We start from the raw sequence: 2,093 nt of genomic DNA on the forward strand, positions 1-2,093 counted from the left end.
CCCAGAGTCACATTCAGACCTGAACCCAAGCCGGCCCAATGCGTTTCGATCACGGGGGGCCAGGTGCGCCGCGCGGCGGCGTCCCTGGCGATCGTCTGTGTTCGTGGTGGCGGAGGGCCCCGAGAGACCCCGGAGAGACCGTGCCCTCCCGCATCGAGGACTACGCGCTGATCGGCGACACACATTCGGCCGCGCTGGTCTCCAGGGACGGTTCGATCGACTGGTTGTGCCTGCCCCGCTTCGACTCGCCCGCGTGTTTTGCCGCCCTGCTCGGTGACGAGAACTCCGGTCACTGGCGGATCGCGCCGGTCGATCCGGTACTCGCGGTGAGCAGACGCTACCGCGGCGACACCCTCGTCCTCGAAACCGACATGACCACGGCGAGCGGGACCGTCCGGATCGTCGACGCGATGTACCCGCGCTCCGGCGAGCACCTGGTGCTACGGCTCGTCGAGGGCATCGAAGGCACGGTCCGGATGCGCAGCGAGACCCGCATCCGCTTCGACTACGGCTCGATCGTCCCGTGGGTGCGCCGTTTCGACGAGCACACGGTGGTCGCGGTCGCCGGCCCCGACGCGGTCACCCTGCGCACGACCGCGCCGATGGAGGGCCACGACATGGCCACCCACGCGCAGTTCACGGTCTCCGCCGGGCAGTCCGTGCCGTTCTCCCTGGCCTGGTGCCCCTCGCACCGCCCGACCCACGCCCGCATCGACGTCCGCCGGGCGATCGACCTGACCGAGTCGTGGTGGGCGGACTGGATGGCCGGCTGCACCTACGACGGGCAGTGGCAGGACGCCGTCCGCCGGTCCCTGATCACCCTCAAGGCGCTGACGTACGCGCCGACCGGCGGCATCGTCGCGGCGGTCACGACCTCCCTGCCGGAGATGATCGGCGGGGTCCGCAACTGGGACTACCGCTACTGCTGGCTGCGGGACGCCACCATCACCCTGCTCGCCCTGCTCGACGCCGGGTTCACCAGCGAGGCCACGGCCTGGCGGGAGTGGCTGCTGCGGGCGGTGGCCGGCGACCCCTCGCAGGTCCAGATCATGTACGGCGTCGGCGGCGAGCGCCGGCTGCCCGAGTACGAGATCCCGTGGCTGCCCGGCTACGAGGGCTCCGCTCCCGTCCGGGTCGGCAACGGCGCTGTCGACCAGTTCCAGCTGGACGTCTACGGCGAGGTGCTCGACGCGCTGCACGTCGCCCGGATGGCCACCGACGTCGACGGCCAGGACGACTCGTGGGCGCTGCAGAGCAAGCTGATGGAGTTCCTGGAGACCGGGTGGCGCAAGCCCGACGAGGGCATCTGGGAGGTCCGCGGGCCACGCCGGGACTTCGTCCATTCCAAGGTGATGGCCTGGGTGGCGGTGGACCGGGCCGTCAAGGGCATCACCGAGTGGGGGCTGCCCGGCCCGCTGGACCGCTGGACGGCGCTGCGGGCCGAGATCCACAACGAGGTCTGCGCCCGCGGCTTCGACCCCGCCCGCAACACCTTCACCCAGTTCTACGGCTCCACCGAACTGGACGCGGCCCTGCTGAACATCCCGCTCGTCGGCTTCCTGCCGGCGACGGATCCGCGCGCCGTCGGCACGGTGGCCGCCATCGAGCGCGAACTCGTCCAGGACGGCTTCGTGCTGCGCTACCCGACCGCGGCGGACGGCGCGGTCGACGGCCTGCCCGCCGGTGAGGGCGCCTTCCTCGCCTGCACCTTCTGGCTCGCCGACAACTACGCCCTGTCAGGACGGGTGCGCGAGGCCCAGGAACTGTTCGAGCGGCTGCTTGCGCTGCGTAACGACGTGGGGCTGCTGGCGGAGGAGTACGACCCCCGCCTCGGCCGGCTGGTCGGCAACTTCCCGCAGGCGTTCAGCCACGTCCCGCTGGTCAACACCGCCCGGACGCTGACCGACGCCCTGCGCGGCCGGCCGCGCTCGCGCACCGACCGGGCCTATCCGCCGGGCCACTTCTTCGGCTGACTCCCCGGCCCGGCCTCCCGATCATCCGCCGGCCGCCCCGCCGTCCGTCATCCGCCATCCGCCACCCGTGCCGAAGCGACCGGGAAGACCGGGAAGACGAAGGCGGCGGGCGAGCGGACG

At 71.9% G+C, this 2,093-nt stretch carries 1 protein-coding gene; it reads left to right on the forward strand.

The genetic code is table 11. From position 1 onward, the window contains the following. Positions 1-140 precede the first annotated feature (140 nt). Positions 141-1,973, forward strand: coding sequence for a glycoside hydrolase family 15 protein (locus NBW84_RS06560; protein ID WP_250282655.1), 1,833 nt, complete (start codon positions 141-143; stop codon positions 1,971-1,973). The last annotated feature ends 120 nt before the right edge of the window (positions 1,974-2,093 follow it).

The sequence above is a fragment of the Protofrankia sp. CiP1_Cm_nod2 genome (assembly GCF_920664355.1).
Classification (GTDB): domain Bacteria; phylum Actinomycetota; class Actinomycetes; order Frankiales; family Frankiaceae; genus Protofrankia.